General features: G+C 56.1%; 15 protein-coding genes. 4 read left to right on the forward strand and 11 right to left on the reverse strand.

The window, feature by feature from the left end; translation table 11 throughout:
- Positions 1-27: 27 nt before the first annotated feature.
- Genes MKY74_RS29235 through MKY74_RS29245 form a run of 3 tightly spaced genes read right to left on the reverse strand, consistent with a single transcriptional unit; the run spans position 28 to position 2,687 of the window.
- Complete coding sequence (locus MKY74_RS29235; RefSeq protein ID WP_076174223.1) at positions 28-930, reverse strand: carbohydrate ABC transporter permease; 903 nt, start codon at positions 928-930, stop codon at positions 28-30.
- An 18-nt stretch (positions 931-948) separates the two neighbouring features.
- Positions 949-1,908 (reverse strand): ABC transporter permease, encoded by a 960-nt coding sequence (locus MKY74_RS29240; protein ID WP_076174221.1) that lies wholly within the window; start codon positions 1,906-1,908, stop codon positions 949-951.
- Between the two features lie 14 nt (positions 1,909-1,922).
- Complete coding sequence (locus MKY74_RS29245; protein WP_076174219.1) at positions 1,923-2,687, reverse strand: alpha/beta hydrolase; 765 nt, start codon at positions 2,685-2,687, stop codon at positions 1,923-1,925.
- A gap of 550 nt (positions 2,688-3,237) precedes the next feature.
- Here MKY74_RS29245 and MKY74_RS29250 point away from each other — a divergent pair.
- Positions 3,238-4,143: a serine hydrolase domain-containing protein gene (locus tag MKY74_RS29250; protein WP_076174217.1), complete on the forward strand. Its 906-nt coding sequence runs from the start codon at positions 3,238-3,240 to the stop codon at positions 4,141-4,143.
- Positions 4,144-4,267: 124 nt separating this feature from the next.
- On the opposite strand, the gene fucU is transcribed toward MKY74_RS29250, so the two are convergent.
- Positions 4,268-4,696: an L-fucose mutarotase gene (gene fucU / locus MKY74_RS29255; RefSeq protein ID WP_076174215.1), complete on the reverse strand. Its 429-nt coding sequence runs from the start codon at positions 4,694-4,696 to the stop codon at positions 4,268-4,270.
- Between the two features lie 172 nt (positions 4,697-4,868).
- Between fucU and MKY74_RS29260 the strand changes: the two genes are divergently transcribed.
- Positions 4,869-6,074 carry an SLC45 family MFS transporter gene (locus tag MKY74_RS29260; protein WP_076174213.1) on the forward strand — a complete coding sequence of 402 codons (1,206 nt, stop codon included), beginning with the start codon at positions 4,869-4,871 and terminating at the stop codon, positions 6,072-6,074.
- A gap of 85 nt (positions 6,075-6,159) precedes the next feature.
- Here the strand turns inward: MKY74_RS29260 and MKY74_RS29265 are convergent, their stop codons facing one another.
- From MKY74_RS29265 to MKY74_RS29280, 4 genes are all read right to left on the reverse strand, one after another.
- Positions 6,160-7,029: an endonuclease/exonuclease/phosphatase family protein gene (locus tag MKY74_RS29265; RefSeq protein ID WP_244169400.1), complete on the reverse strand. Its 870-nt coding sequence runs from the start codon at positions 7,027-7,029 to the stop codon at positions 6,160-6,162.
- Positions 7,030-7,270: 241 nt separating this feature from the next.
- Positions 7,271-7,894, reverse strand: a complete 624-nt coding sequence (locus MKY74_RS29270) for an XTP/dITP diphosphatase (protein ID WP_076174211.1) — start codon at positions 7,892-7,894, stop codon at positions 7,271-7,273.
- Position 7,895: 1 nt separating this feature from the next.
- Positions 7,896-8,657, reverse strand: a complete 762-nt coding sequence (gene rph / locus MKY74_RS29275; RefSeq protein WP_076174210.1) for a ribonuclease PH — start codon at positions 8,655-8,657, stop codon at positions 7,896-7,898.
- Between the two features lie 83 nt (positions 8,658-8,740).
- Positions 8,741-9,817, reverse strand: coding sequence for a GerMN domain-containing protein (locus MKY74_RS29280; protein WP_076174208.1), 1,077 nt, complete (start codon positions 9,815-9,817; stop codon positions 8,741-8,743).
- A 224-nt stretch (positions 9,818-10,041) separates the two neighbouring features.
- Here MKY74_RS29280 and MKY74_RS29285 point away from each other — a divergent pair, with 224 nt between their 5' ends.
- On the forward strand, positions 10,042-10,620 hold the full coding sequence (locus MKY74_RS29285) for a phosphatidylglycerophosphatase A family protein (RefSeq protein WP_076174206.1): 579 nt from the start codon (positions 10,042-10,044) through the stop codon (positions 10,618-10,620).
- Positions 10,621-10,773: 153 nt separating this feature from the next.
- Here MKY74_RS29285 and MKY74_RS29290 read toward each other — a convergent pair whose 3' ends face one another.
- The 3 genes from MKY74_RS29290 to MKY74_RS29300 form a co-directional block, all read right to left on the reverse strand.
- Complete coding sequence (locus tag MKY74_RS29290) at positions 10,774-11,766, reverse strand: MBL fold metallo-hydrolase (protein ID WP_244169399.1); 993 nt, start codon at positions 11,764-11,766, stop codon at positions 10,774-10,776.
- Between the two features lie 19 nt (positions 11,767-11,785).
- The gene (locus MKY74_RS29295; RefSeq protein ID WP_076174204.1) at positions 11,786-12,541 is read right to left on the reverse strand and encodes a class I SAM-dependent methyltransferase; all 756 of its coding nucleotides are present in this window, start codon (positions 12,539-12,541) and stop codon (positions 11,786-11,788) included.
- Positions 12,542-12,705: 164 nt separating this feature from the next.
- Positions 12,706-13,242, reverse strand: a complete 537-nt coding sequence (locus MKY74_RS29300) for a GNAT family N-acetyltransferase (RefSeq protein ID WP_076174202.1) — start codon at positions 13,240-13,242, stop codon at positions 12,706-12,708.
- A 240-nt stretch (positions 13,243-13,482) separates the two neighbouring features.
- Between MKY74_RS29300 and MKY74_RS29305 the strand changes: the two genes are divergently transcribed.
- Positions 13,483-13,665 carry a hypothetical protein gene (locus tag MKY74_RS29305; RefSeq protein ID WP_163881492.1) on the forward strand — a complete coding sequence of 61 codons (183 nt, stop codon included), beginning with the start codon at positions 13,483-13,485 and terminating at the stop codon, positions 13,663-13,665.
- The last annotated feature ends 110 nt before the right edge of the window (positions 13,666-13,775 follow it).

Genomic DNA, 13,775 nt, shown 5'->3' on the forward strand with positions numbered 1-13,775 from the left:
TTGTGGTAAAAAAAATCTATTGTGTAATCAGGTCTTGATAGCCCCTGTTAACACCCCTTTGGCGAAGTGCTTTTGCAGCATCGGGAAGAAGCACATGATCGGCACCATCGATACGAAGACCGAAGCCATCTTCATTCCCGTGGAAAAACCGGATTTGTTCAGGGCGTCCACGCTGGCCGCATTCGAAACGTTTGTCGACGATTCGACGATAATGGTCCGCAGGACGTTTTGCAGCGGAAGCATTTCCGCTTTTCGCAGGAAGATCATCGCATCATACCATCCGTTCCAGAAGGCCACGCCGTAGAACAGCGTAATGGTCGCCATAATCGGCGCCGCGAGCGGAAGGACGACGGAGAACAAGATGCGCCATTCGCCCGCCCCGTCGAGCCTCGCGGATTCCATCAAGGACTCCGGCAGGCCCTGGAAGTAGTTCATCATCAGGATCATATTGAAGGCACTGAAGCTTCCTACCAGGATGACAGACCACAGGGAACCGGTAAGGTGCAGCGATTTCATGACCAGATACAGCGGCACAATCCCGCCGTTAAAGATCATCGTGAACAGGACGAGGAAGAAGATAAACTTTTTCCCCGGGAACTTGTTGCGGCTGAGGCCGTAAGCCATCGTGCTCGTCAGGAACAAGCTCAGCGGCAGGCCGACCACCAGAATTTTAATGGTGTTCCAGAAGCCCGTCAGCAGCCTGCCGTCCTCGAACAGCGCACGGTAGGCGTCCAGCGTCGGATGCTTCGGCCACAGCATCATCGGATTATCGGCATACTCCTTCTGTGAGGCGAGCGAAATCGCGATCACGTTCAGGAACGGAATCAAAATAATTAAAGCCAACACAATCAGCACGATAAACATGATGTAATCGAGAAGCGTCATTTTACCGACCCGGTATTTATGCCGTTTCTCAGCATGCGTACTCATCTCTCTAACACTCCTTTCCTAACGGAACAATCCGTCTCCGCCCATCAGTTTGGCCACGCGGTCCGCAGCAAGCAGCAGAATCATGTTCACGAGCGAACGGAACAAGCTGACCGCCGTCGAGAACGAGAAGTCCGTCGAAGACTGGAACGTGATCCGGTAAATATACACGTCGAGCACCTGGGACACGTTCTGCGTCGCCGCATTCGCCAAGTTGAAGATCTGGTCGAAGCCGGCGGACATCAGGCCGCCCACGTTCAGGATGAACATGACCGTGACGGTCGGCAAAATGTTCGGCAGCGTAATTTTGAAAATTTGCTGCATCCGTGAAGCGCCGTCGATCTGCGCCGATTCGTATTGGTCCTGGTCGATCCCCGAGATAGCAGCCAGGAAGATGATGGCCCCCCATCCGGTGGATTTCCAGATGTCCGTCAAAATCAGCATCGGCAGGAACATGGGCTCGGAGCCGAGGAAGTTGATCGTCGGAAGTCCAAGAAGCTGCAGCGCGCTGTTCAGCAGGCCGTCATAGGAAAGGACGTTGATCACGATCCCTGAAACAATGATCCACGACAGGAACTGTGGAAACGTAAAGATCGTCTGGAACAGCTTCTTCGTCTTCCGCATCCGGAGCTCATTCAGCAGGAGCGCCAGCAGAATCGGGAACGGGAAGGTGATGATCAGCTTGATAATGTTGATGTACAGTGTTCTCCACACCGCTTGGGCAAACGTCGGGTCGCGGAATACATACTTGAAGTTCTCCAGGCCGACCCAAGGGCTGCCCCAAATTCCCATGTTGGCTTTGTAATGCTTAAACGCGAGCGACAAGCCGCCCATCGGCAGATAAGCAAATAAGATCAGCCAGATGATGCCGGGAATAAGCAGCGTATACGTCATCCGGTGCTTCCAAATTTCCGTAAACAGATTACCGGTTTTGGAACGCTCCTTTGCATTTTTGTTCGGCCCTAAGGCTGCGGGTTTCAATTGGCATCTCCTCACTATTCTTGGGTCTTGTCTTCAAACAGAAAATCAAAAGCGGTCTTTAAATGCTCTTCCCAAAAGAGCCAGTCATGCGTTCCCGGTCCCTCAACGTACCGGAAATCGAACGGGCTGTTCTCCATGCTGGCGGCAAACTGCCGGTTCATTCCGACGAACGGATCCTCCGATCCGCAGCAGCACAGCATCGGCGGCAGCCTTCGGCCCTCTTCGATCAATTTCGCGGACAGCGCATACACATCCTGATCCGGCTTCACCTCAAGCTCCGGTCCGAAGACGGCCTGCATCTCCCTGCGCATCCCTTCCGGCATCGCCGGGTCATTCAGACGCTGACGGATGTCGGTCACGCCCGAGAAAGATACGACTTTGGCGTACCGCTCCGGGTAGGTGAGCGCGCATTTGAGCGCTCCGTAGCCGCCCATCGACAATCCCGCCACAAACGTTCTTTCGGGATCGGTATTCAAATGCAGCAGGCGCCCGCACAGCTCGGGGAGCTCCTCCGTGATGTAGTGAAAATAGTCCAGCCCGTAAACCATGTCGGTATAAAAGCTTCGTCCTGCTTCCGGCATGATCACCGTACAGCCGTGCCTCGCCGCGAACATTTCCACGGTCGTCAGGCGGTGCCAGGTGCTGGCGTTGTCCCCCGCTCCGTGCAGAAGATACAACGTGCTTGAAGTGGGGACGCCGGTATCCACCGGAGAGATCACATGGATGCTGGTCGTCATCCGCAGCGTAGGCGAGCCGGTATCGATCGTTAGATGCGCCATATGTAACCCCTTTCATTTCAGTTCGACTGCTCTATCGTGTTGTCCGCCTTAGTCAGCAGCAGCCCCCTTTCGGGAAGCCGGCCCGGCTGAGCCGATAACGGACAGTTTCGGCCCGTCATTGGTTCTTCTGATCGCCGATTGCGCTCCCGCCTAAGCAAAATCCGATTCAGCCTCATCTAGCGTTATCGGTAGCTGCCGCAGGAGCGTCAAAAGCGATGAAAGCGATTTTTTCGAATCGTTTCGATTAACATCATAAGCCCGTTGTCTAAACCTGTCAACAACCTTTTTTACAAAGGCCCAGCGAACTGTATTTTTGTGCAAATCCTTGATCTCACTTACGTTAATGCGACAAAATCCCTAGCGGACGGCAAATGGTAACCGCTTACAAAATGGAGTTGACAACATAAAGTAATCTGTAATAATCTCAAGATTAGCGAGTCAATGTGGAAACGTTTCTATAGATTTCATCCTATTCCTGACGGCCGCAGCGGAAAGGCATATGCAGTAACCCGTTTCAGCCATAGGGATCAAGCGGAAGGAAGGCTTAACGATGACATTTCAAATCGGCGGTTTTGTCGATAACGCAGGCAGCAGGAAACTGAACGTTTTATCCGTCCGGGTGCTGCAAAATGGGCAGCTGCTGGGGCTCTGGGACCGGGATGGCGACGCCCGCCGGCTTCAGCATTCGGTCAGCAAGTCTTTTACAAGCATGGCGGTCGGACTTGCCATCGCCGAAGGAAAGCTGACGCTGGATGCACGGTTAAACGATTTTTTCCCGGACTATGGAAAATCGGTGAAGGATTCGGCCTATCCACCGGGAGAGCTGACCCTCGGTCATCTGCTCCGGATGGCTTCCGGCCACGATGCCCCGCCGCTCTGGGCGGAAGAACGGGAAACGCTGCAGGAGAAGGATTGGGCAAAATACTATATGTCCCTGCCCTTGGACCGGATGCCCGGTGAGACCTTCACATACAGCAGCGGCGATACGTTTATGATCTCGGCTATGGTTCAGGCAGCCGTCCTAGAGACGGTGCGCGATTATTTGGTGCCGCGGCTGTTCGAGCCGCTCGGTATCCGGGATGTCCGGTGGGACACGTCGCCGCTAGGCGTCACGCTCGGCTGCACCGGGCTGTGGATCAGCTGCGAAGAACTGAGCCGGTTCGGCCAGCTGCTGCTGCAGAAGGGGTGGTGGCAGGGCGTCCAGCTGATCCCGGAGGCTTGGATCGGCGAGGTTACGCGGAAGCAAATCGACACGCCGGGAACGGCGGACTGGGGGGCGGGTTACGGCGGCCAATTCTGGATGTGCACGCACAGAGCATACCGCGCCGACGGCATGCGTGGACAGTTCTGCGTCGTCATCCCGGACAAAGAAGCCGTGATCGCCATCAACAGTGACGAGGATGATATGCAGGGCATTCTGGACGCCGTCTGGGCGGATATTTTGCCCCAGCTCTAAGCGTGTTACAGTTTCGTGACATGTCAGAAAATACAACAAAACGGTGCGTCCTCTTAGGCGAGGAGAGCACCGTTTTTGCTTGCTTGGGGGTGAGGAATCTGGACCATTCGTATCTGTCATTCCCTTAAGAAATGACCCCTTTGGACAAAATCAGGTTGCCGTACAACGCACGTTCTCCGGTCGCCACGACCGCATAGGCTTTCTTCGCGCGTTCATAAAATTCGAAACGTTCCAATTCGGTGAACTTGATGTCTTCCCCTTCCGTCTCATGCACGATCTTGCGGTATACTTCCCACACCGGCGTTTCCACCGGATCTCCCGGCACCACCTGCATCAGCATGACGGGGTACTCCACGTACCTGTTCAGGGGCAGCAGCTCAAGCGCAGCCTGAAGCAGCTCGGGAATGCCGTGGCCGTCCGCCCGGACCAGCCGCTTGGCCAGACTGGCGGAAGGGAAATTTCCGTCGGCGAATACGATCTCGTCCCCGTGCCCCATTTCGCTTAATATTTTCAACAGCTCAGGAGACAGCAATGCAGAAATTCCTTTCAACATGACAAAAACCTCCTATTATGTTCCCACTTGGGGTGTCCTGAAACATAATACGACACGCGGCAGGAATATCCTTCCTGAAATAATTTTTACAATCGCATGAAGCTACCGGATACACTGCCGTTGTATAATAGTGGAAAATGACCCCTAACACGAAACGGAGGATTTGTCGTCCATGAAAAAGACCTGGCTGCTTGGCTTCGGATTTTTCAGCATCAGCATCACCTGGGCGCTGTACAATGCGTTTGTTCCGTTTTTCCTCGATCCGTATCTGAAGAGCGCCGCGTGGATCGGCTTCATGATGACCATCGACAACTATTTCGCCCTGTTCCTGCAGCCATGGATCGGCAACCGGAGCGACCGGACCGTCTCCCGTTTCGGCAAGCGGAAGCCCTACCTGCTTATCGGGATGCCGCTCGCTGCCCTGTTCGTCGTCCTGATCCCCTTTCACACCAGTCTGCTGACGCTGGTCCTGTTCATGATGCTGATGAACCTGGCGATGAGCCTCTACCGCTCGCCAACGATCGCGCTCATGCCGGACATCACGCCGGAAGGGAAGCGGACCAAAGCCAACGGCGTCATCAACTTCATGGGCGGCGTAGGCGGCATTCTCGCGTTTGCCGGCGGATCGCTGCTGTACAACCAGAACCGCTCCTTCCCGTTTATCGCCGCGGCGATCATCACCCTGCTGTCGCTGTGGATCCTGTACCGCTTCGTCCCCGTTCGGGGAAGCGGTTCCACAGCTTCCTCCGCGCCGCAGGAAGGAAGCCGGATCAAGCTGCGCGGCGAACTGGACCGGACGACGGTGCTGCTGCTGATCGCGATCTTTTTCTGGTTCGTCGGGTATCAAGGCGTCGAATCGTTGTTTACGCTTTACGGCAAGCATCATATGGGGCTGCAGGAAAGCGCCGCTTCCTTCTCCCTGACCTTCTTTTCGCTGTTCTTCGTTCTGTTTGCCATCCCGAGCGGCTGGCTTGGCAACCGGTACGGGAAGAAGAAGATCATCCTGACGGGCGTCGCCGGCCTGTTTCTCGTGTTCGCGGCCGTTCCGTTCATCGGGACCGTGGGACCGCTCCGCGTGCTGCTTGCCCTCGGCGGCATCTTCTGGGCGTGCATCAATATTAACTCCTATCCGTTCATCGTATCGACCGGAAGCGAAGCGAGCATCGGAACCCGAACCGGACTGTATTACCTCGTCTCCTCCCTGGCCGCAATCACTTCGCCGCCGCTGCTCGGGCTGATCATCGATCAGTTCGGTTACGCCTCCTTGTTTGTCGTCGCGTCGGCCAGCCTGCTGATCGCTCTGCTGTTCCTGACGATGGTTCGCCATGACGGCAAAACGGCCGGCGCAGGGTCCGAGACGGCGACGCTAAACGGATAAACAGATGGCGTATGACAAAAAAACATCCGCGGCTGACGAAGCCGAGCGGATGTTTTTTTGCTGACATGCGAATTGCCAATGCCTGCTACACCAGCAGGTCGGCGACCACCGGAAAATGGTCTGACGGCATTTTGCCCTGGCGGTGGTCGGTGATCACGCCAAAATTGCGCACCCGTACCCCGCCGGTTACGAAAATAAAATCGATGGCGCTCTCGAACTCGAGACCATGCTCCTGGCCCGAGTTCAAATACGCAGGGAACAGCCGCGCGGCCGTTTCCCGGGAGTCAAAGCCCTGGAAGGTGAATGTCGGGCCGAAATGCCGGTAATCTGCGCTGACCGCCGCATCACGCAGCAGAGCCCCGCCCTCTTCTTCGCCGCAGAGGACGCGGTAGGCTTCCGAATCGCTGGTGACGTTGAAATCCCCAGTCAGCACCGCGGCGCCCTTTTCCACCAAGTCCCGGATCCGGCTTTTGATCAAATGCGCGCTCTGCTTGACCGCCTCCACACCGATGTGGTCAAAATGAGTGTTCAGATGGATAAATTCTTTTCCCGTATATGTATCTTTGAACCGGCACCAGGTTACCATCCGGGTGCAGGCTGCGTCCCAGCCCAATTTGCCCGGCTTCTCCGGCTCTTCGGACAGCCAGAAATGTCCATGCTCCAGCGGCTCCAGCCGCTGCTTCAGGTAAAAGATGCAGGCGTATTCGCCGTCCTGCTTCCCGTCCTCCCGGCCGGCTCCGATCCAGCCGTACTCCGGCAGACGCTCTTCCAGATCCGTCAGCTGGTTATGCAGTACCTCCTGCATGCCGACCAAGTCGGCGCGGTGGAAGCGGACGATTCCGGCAACCAGGTCCCGCCGGCTGTTCCATGTATTCTCGCCTTCCTTGTCATAGTCGTTTTTGATGTTATACGACATGAACCGGAGCTCCATCTCCGGTTTAGCTGTGTTGCTCACATCAACACCTCATTTCTCAAAGTTTGCGCACGCCCATTCTACCATAATCCGTCGGAAAGCGATCACAAAATTTGGTTAAAGGCACGATTCATCCCCTCCAGACGGGTTCACAGCTTTGATATGATTTTGCTCTGCTTTGCGGGATCTCCTAGGTGGGACGCCAATACAGGACACGGCGAAAAGGCCGCCCCCTTGGATCGGGTAGATCCAAAGGAGCAGCCTTCAACGGAATCATCTTTATTTATGGGGTCAGCTTGGCCATCAGGCTGCGGAGCGCCGCTCCGCGGTGGCTGATCGCCTGCTTCTCCTCCATCGTTAGCTCGGCCATTGTTTTCCCGTATTCGGGAAGATAGAATAGCGGATCGTACCCGAAACCGCCCGAGCCGGCGCGGTCGGCGGTAATCCAGCCCTGAACCGAGCCGGAGGCCTCAATGAAGCCGCCCGTTGCCGGATCATACAGGATCAGCGTGCAGACAAAGCTCGCCGGGCTGAGCAGCGAATCCTGAACGTCCGCGCCCATCTTTTTGTCCTCCAGCATTTGCAGCAGCTTCTCGTTGTTCTGCTCATCCGTGGCATGCTCACCCGCAAACCGGGCGGAGTACACGCCCGGACGGCCCTCCAGCTCGTCAACGCATAAGCCGGAATCATCGGCCAGCACCGGAAGCCCGAGGGCATTGCCTACGGTTTTGGCTTTCTTCAGCGCATTCTCCGCAAACGTGCTCCCGTCCTCTACTACATCCGGGATGCCGGGATAGTCGAACATGCTTTTCACCTGTTTGCCCAGCGGGGCGAAAGCATGCTCAAACTCCTTGACCTTCCCTTTGTTCTTCGTCGCCACAATAATCGTATCGCCCGCAGGAATCATGCTAGGCCTCTCTTCCGGCTTGTCCCGAGCCGATCATCAGCGCAATGGGGCCAAGAGCTTCCTTCTGCTTGGCGATCAGCTCGCGGATCCCCTGCTCTCCAAGCTTCAAAAGCTCATCAAGCTCCTGCCGCGTGAACGGGCTTTCCTCGCCGGTTCCCTGCAGCTCGACGAACGCGCCGCTGCCGGTCATGACGAGGTTCATGTCCACCTTCGCCTTCGAATCTTCCTCATAATTCAGATCAAGCAGCGGCTCTTCACCGACCACCCCGACGCTGACCGAAGCCAGAAAGTCGGTAATCGGGAACACCGGCAGCTTGTGCTGCTGGGCGATTTTGTTAATCGCAATGGCCATCGCCACAAACGATCCCGTAATCGACGTCGTGCGCGTACCTCCGTCTGCCTGAATGACGTCGCAATCCAGCGTGATGGTCCGCTCGCCCAGCGCCTGCAAATTCACAACGGAGCGTAGCGCTCTGCCGATCAGCCGCTGAATTTCCATCGTACGTCCGCTGAGTTTGCCGCGCGCGGCTTCCCGCTGGTTGCGGGATTGCGTCGCCCGGGGCAGCATCGAATACTCCGCCGTTACCCAGCCTTTCCCCTGTCCTTTCAAAAAAGGAGGAACCTTCTCGTCCACCGTGGCGGTGCAAAGGACTTTGGTGTCCCCCATTTCAATGAACACGGAGCCTTCCGCGTACTTGTTTACGTTCACTGTCAAATTCATCGGCCTAAGCTGATGGCTGCTGCGTCCGTTTGATCTCATCATTTCTGCCTCCTACTTCGTTCGCATCCTGTTTAAGCAACCTTTATTTTACCAAAATGGAGGGATAAAAACACCCTGAGCTGCCCTTAAAGCGGGATTTCGTTAATATAATCGGGGCGTGTGACCGGCTGGCTGTAGTCCAGATTGTCGGTTCCGACGACCTTGGACTCCCCGTTCAGCTCGATTTTGACCTTAGGATTCCCCGCGTTTTCCGCCACCGTCAGCACGACGGACTGGAGCATTTCGGTCGGTACCGCATCGCCTTCGGCGAACATGTCTTCCTTCAAGGATACCGTTACCGTGCCATCCTTCTCCTTCTTCACGGACTGCAGCTGCGTCTCGTCGGTCATGACTTGTTCCAGGCCGTCTGTCTCCTGCGGACCGCGGATCAATTCGGCGAGTGCCGACTGCAGCGCGTCCTGTCCCGGTTTGACAAGCCGCGTTACCGGAACGTAATACTGGATGCCGGCCGGCGATGCCGCCGAGAAGTAAACGGTGACTGGCGACGAATTCGTCAGCGTGGCCCCCTGCCCGACTTCCAGATTGATGCCCATGCTCCGGCTGAGCGGCTGATCCAGCGGAGTGCCCCCTACAGGCATTTCCGACAGCTTCTTGCCGTCAACCCACAGCTGGACCTTTTGCACATCCGCATTACCGGTCAGGGTCCAGGCCAGCGATTCGAGAATTTTGCGCTCATCCGGCGCTTTGTATTTCGTGAATGCACTGTTAAACTCGACAACAGCCAGCTTGTTATCCTTGTCCACCGTGACCTTCTTGACCTCGGTTCCTGCAGGCAGGACGCCCGTGAAGCCTTCCGGAATATATTTGGCATAGGCTCCGCCGGAGACGAGCGTTTCCACCGACAGCTGAACCGAAGTTTTATCCTTTACTTCCGGCAGACCGAGGGTGACGGGGGCAAGCATCCCGTTCCCGTCCGCCAAATACACGGTCGTCGGGGTGCCGGTGAGCTCGGCCTTAGCCTTGGCGCCTGTGGTGCCTGTGCCGTCCGACATATTGAGCATCTGCTCCTCGACCGCCTTCGGCGGCGCATCGATGTCTTCCGAAGCCGAATGGGTCCCGAACAAACCGCAGCCGGACAGGATAACGGGAACGGCCAGCAATCCGGCGGCGGAAATGCCGCGAATTTTGTTAAGCTTGGTCATAAGTCTGGTTCCTCCTAATCATTTTGTACAGTTTGTACTACCATGTATACGAGCCCCCTTCCGAAAAAATAACAGCCGGTCCATATTAATTTTATTCAGGCCCCTCGCGCCTACCCTGCTGCTTGAGGATGCGCCAAAATGGGCATAACTGGACAAAGATATACTGCAAAACATACAATCAAATTGCGTGAAGTTACATACTACTTGGATGACGGGGTGACGTAATGAGTGAAGCAAATGAGGCAAAGCAAGCAAAAATTCCTTACAGCTTAAACAGTAAAAAGGTATCCGAAGCGACGCGGGAATGGCTTCATAACCGGGGCGTGAGGGTGGAGGAGATCGCCGAGCTCGTTATGCTGCTGCAGAAAAAGTACTATCCGAACCTGACGATGGAGGAATGCATCCTGAACGTGGAGAAAGTGCTGAGCAAGCGCGAGGTGCAAAACGCGGTCCTGACCGGCATCCAGCTCGATATGCTGGCCGAGCAGGGCAAGCTGCTCTCCCCGCTGCAGGACATGCTGGAAAATGACGAGAGCCTGTATGGCGTCGACGAAGTGCTGGCCTTTTCCATCGTGAACGTATACGGAAGCATCGGCTTTACGAATTACGGGTATATCGATAAGCTCAAACCCGGTGTGCTGGAGCGCCTGAATGACAAAAGCACCGGGGAAACCCATACGTTCCTGGACGATATCGTCGGCGCGGTCGCCGCGGCGGCCAGCAGCCGGATCGCGCACGGCAAGCAGGCGGAGAAGGAAACGGGCGACGGGCCTGAAGAGGTTCGGCTTCCCGAAGATCACTAAAACATCTTTCCTCATCGAGGAGGGCTGATTCGTCAGCCCTCCTCTTGTCATTTGGCGAGGAAAATAACGCAGAAGGTTCGGAGCCGGACTAATGCAGCGCTCCGAACGCAAACAAGGACGGCCTCTTGGCCGTCCTTCCCGCTCTTCCTGCCGCTATGTAACGGCGGCTTCATATCGGAAGATGCCGTCTTCACCCGGCATCTTCCTGACCTGGCCGCGCCGCTCCAGCTCCTGCGTATGCGCCAGCGTCTCGCACATGGCGAAGCGCATCTGGTGAATGCCGAGCGCGGTGCCGAACAGGGCGGCGCACAGCTCGAAGCCGGTCGCCGGCCCCGTCTGAATCCGTCCCAGCACCCGGACCAGCCGCTCTTCGTGATGCTGCAGGAGGGCTTCAAGCCGGGCCTCAAAGTGGTCAAACGGATTCCGGTGTCCCGGATAGGCCCGTTTTACCTGGAAGCCCTGCAGCTTCCTGAGCCCGTTCAGAAACGAATGCAGCGGCTCAGGATCGCTTCCGGGCAGCAGGCTGACGTTCGGGGAGATCTGCGGCAGCACCGCATCTCCGCACAGCATGACCCCGCTCTCCTCATGCAGCAGCGACATATGGCCTGGCGCATGGCCCCACGTTTCGATGGGCATCCATCGCCGCTCGCCCATCTCCAGCGGTTCCCCTTCGGTCAGCGGCAGGGCCGAAGGCAGCGGCTCCACCTGCGGGAAGAAGCTCTCCAAGTGGGCGGGGAGCTGGCTTGTCCACGCCTCCGGCATGCCGTGCTGCCGAAACAATAACGGCAGGTCGTCATTCATCGTGGATGCCTCGCCCCACATCCGCTGCATTTCCTCCGCCGCCCGCGCGGACATCCGGACCGGGCAGCCCGCCTTCTCCTGGAACCACCCCGACAATCCCAAATGATCGGGATGATGGTGCGTAAGCGCGACCGACTCCACGTTCCCGAAAGGGATGCCCAGCTCATCCAATGCCTTGTTCCAGGCAGCTTCATTCTCCGCGGTCCGTGGTCCCGGATCGATCACCGTAACCCCGCCTGAAGGCCCCCGCAGAATATAGCTGTTTACCCAGCGCAAAGGGTATGACATCGCCATCTTTACCTGAATGATGCCGTCTTCGTAGTGCGTAATCTCGGGTATACTCAATGCCCCGTCCTTCTTTCATTTATGCTTTCTCTTCCTGCAGGCGCCGTCCCACAAAAATCATCCGCTGTGAGCGCCCCTCGTCATAATCGACTTCCTCATTATAGCCGCCGTACACTTCGTCTGTCATGAGCCCGACTTCCCGCAGCATTTCCTCCAGCCGGCCGCGCGTGTACAGCTTCACCCGCTCGTGATACTCCCGTGTGCCCTTGGTGCCGTGCATATCCGATATGGAGATGTCCTTGATTACAAAATCCCCTTCGATTCGGCGCTTCTCCACGATGCGCTGCCCCTCTTCCTCCCGCTCCGACGACGGAACCAGATGTCTCCGGACATAAGGAGAGTTCATGAAGTCGATGATAAACCACCCTCCGGGTTTCAGCATTCGGCGAATCTCCCGGAGTACCTTAAGCTGCTCCCCGTCCTCGCGGAAATACCCGAACGACGTAAACAGATTGACGACCGCATCAAACCCGCCTTCCAGCGGAAGTTCACGCATATCGGCCTGCCGCCAGTCCACCCGCTCCTTCGTGTCCAGCCTCCGGGCTTCCCGCAGCAGTACGTCGGAGAGGTCAACCCCGGTGACACGGTAGCCCGCGTCCACCAGTGCGAGGGAGTGTCTGCCTGTTCCGCAGCACAAGTCGAGCACCTGCGCCCCTGGCGGCAGGTCCAGCCAGGAGATCATCGTCTTGACCTCCCGGGCTGCCCCTTCGATGTCACGGTGCTTATATACCAGGAGATAATCCTCTCCAAAGCTTTTTTCATACCAATCCTTCATCCTCTGCGTCATCCTCCTGTGTATGTGAGTCGGTTCCATGAATTATTACATTCAAAAAGGACGGTTGAAACCAGCCGGCTGCCAGCCTGTGCCCGCCGTATGCAGTATAGGATTCGACGCGCCATGGGATTGTATGAATCGAGCCGATATAGGACTGTCCCGGTTTACGACTCAGGCATATATTCATGCGATAGAATCGAATACAGCCAGGAATTCGCAAAGCCTCCTTTGTTCGTCGGCATATGCTCGCGGAGATAGCCTTCCTTTTGCATGCCGATCTTCTGCATGACCCGCTCGGACCCGATATTTTCCGGGCGGCAGGTCGCATAAATCCGGTGTACTCCCAGCTGCCGGAAGCCGAATTCCAGCATCGCCTTCGCGCATTCCGAAGCATAGCCTTTGCCCCAATGATCCGCATGGAAGCAATAGCCGATTTCTCCGTTCGAACCCGAGACGTTGATTCCGCAGCCGCCGATCAGCTCCCCGTCCGTTTTGCGGATTACCGCCCACTCGTAATGGGTCCTTGGCTCTTTCTGCTGCATCGCCTCCATGCCTGCGACATAGTCCTTCGTTTCTTCCTCGGTATTCGGACCCCAAAGGGTATAACGGGTAACTTTGGGATCTGATGCGTACCGGTGTACGCTCTCCCAGTCTTCCGGCACAAACTCGCGGATGACCAGCCTGTTCGTCTCCAGCCTCATTTCATGTCTCCTCCTTCGAACCGCATTGAATGAATTGAATCCAGATTAATCCATCTGCCTTTCGGTGTCGACCCCCTTAAATGAAAAGCATTAGGAGAGCTGCCACAGCCGCCATCCTTTGCCGAAATATAGCGGAAAATAATGCGGAACCCGGCCCATATTGCGACAAACCTTTTACCAGACTGGTGATATAGTAAATATGCACTAATCATAGTGTTTTAAAAATTGGAGGGATTAGATATGGAACATTTGGAATTGGACATCTTGATGGCTGACGAAGAAGCAGAACAGGAAGAGCAGATCGACGACATCGAAGAAGAAGATGAAGAGGCGGAAGACGAGGAAGAATCCGAATTCGTAGAAGAGGCGGATGAGGACGAAGACGAAGAAGCCGACGATGAAGAAGACGACGAAGAAGCTTAACTGGCAACACAATCCCTTCTCCCAGATACACAGAAGCTAATCCAACAGACCTGTTCAGCGATGAACAGGTTTTTTGATTTCGATCGCAAAAATAGAACGAGCAGGCCGTC

The organism is Paenibacillus sp. FSL R5-0378, from assembly GCF_038009285.1.
Classification (GTDB): Bacteria; Bacillota; Bacilli; order Paenibacillales; family Paenibacillaceae; genus Paenibacillus_AQ; species Paenibacillus_AQ favisporus.

What these genes read in the sequence shown, in the direction of transcription:
- MKY74_RS29235 (WP_076174223.1), bottom strand. Translation starts at nt 930, where the DNA reads ATGAGTACGCATGCTGAGAAACGGCATAAATACCGGGTCGGTAAAATG.
- MKY74_RS29245 (WP_076174219.1), bottom strand. Translation starts at nt 2,687, where the DNA reads ATGGCGCATCTAACGATCGATACCGGCTCGCCTACGCTGCGGATGACG.
- MKY74_RS29250 (WP_076174217.1), top strand. Translation starts at nt 3,238, where the DNA reads ATGACATTTCAAATCGGCGGTTTTGTCGATAACGCAGGCAGCAGGAAA.
- fucU (WP_076174215.1), bottom strand. Translation starts at nt 4,696, where the DNA reads ATGTTGAAAGGAATTTCTGCATTGCTGTCTCCTGAGCTGTTGAAAATA.
- MKY74_RS29260 (WP_076174213.1), top strand. Translation starts at nt 4,869, where the DNA reads ATGAAAAAGACCTGGCTGCTTGGCTTCGGATTTTTCAGCATCAGCATC.
- MKY74_RS29270 (WP_076174211.1), bottom strand. Translation starts at nt 7,894, where the DNA reads ATGATTCCTGCGGGCGATACGATTATTGTGGCGACGAAGAACAAAGGG.
- rph (WP_076174210.1), bottom strand. Translation starts at nt 8,657, where the DNA reads ATGATGAGATCAAACGGACGCAGCAGCCATCAGCTTAGGCCGATGAAT.
- MKY74_RS29280 (WP_076174208.1), bottom strand. Translation starts at nt 9,817, where the DNA reads ATGACCAAGCTTAACAAAATTCGCGGCATTTCCGCCGCCGGATTGCTG.
- MKY74_RS29285 (WP_076174206.1), top strand. Translation starts at nt 10,042, where the DNA reads ATGAGTGAAGCAAATGAGGCAAAGCAAGCAAAAATTCCTTACAGCTTA.
- MKY74_RS29295 (WP_076174204.1), bottom strand. Translation starts at nt 12,541, where the DNA reads ATGAAGGATTGGTATGAAAAAAGCTTTGGAGAGGATTATCTCCTGGTA.
- MKY74_RS29300 (WP_076174202.1), bottom strand. Translation starts at nt 13,242, where the DNA reads ATGAGGCTGGAGACGAACAGGCTGGTCATCCGCGAGTTTGTGCCGGAA.
- MKY74_RS29305 (WP_163881492.1), top strand. Translation starts at nt 13,483, where the DNA reads ATGGAACATTTGGAATTGGACATCTTGATGGCTGACGAAGAAGCAGAA.